At 56.5% G+C, this 253-nt stretch carries 1 protein-coding gene; it reads right to left on the bottom strand.

The genetic code is table 11. The features are described 5' to 3' along the window. A partial coding sequence (locus ACTHSX_RS10755) for a hypothetical protein (RefSeq protein WP_440379681.1) occupies positions 1 to 253 on the bottom strand: 253 nt, incomplete at both ends.

Raw genomic sequence — 253 nt, forward strand, 5'->3', positions numbered from 1 at the left:
TCTTTCAACAAGGCTTCTTGATGGGCGCGTAAAGCGGCGGCGCGGCGTGCTTCTTCGTCGCGTTGCGCTTGCTCTTCCGCGCTGACCACAGGTTGCGGAACGGCAGGGGCAGCGGGTTTGGCTGCTTTTTTCGCGTCTTTGCCTTTATTGCCTTTGTCTTGTTTAGGCTTGGCTTTGCCTTCGGCAGGTTTTTCAGACGACCTTTGGGCAGGTTTGTCTTCAGCCTGAACTGCTTGTGCAGCAGGTTCTGCCG

The organism is Neisseria sp. P0014.S002, from assembly GCF_051958295.1.
Lineage (GTDB): Bacteria > Pseudomonadota > Gammaproteobacteria > Burkholderiales > Neisseriaceae > Neisseria > Neisseria flavescens_B.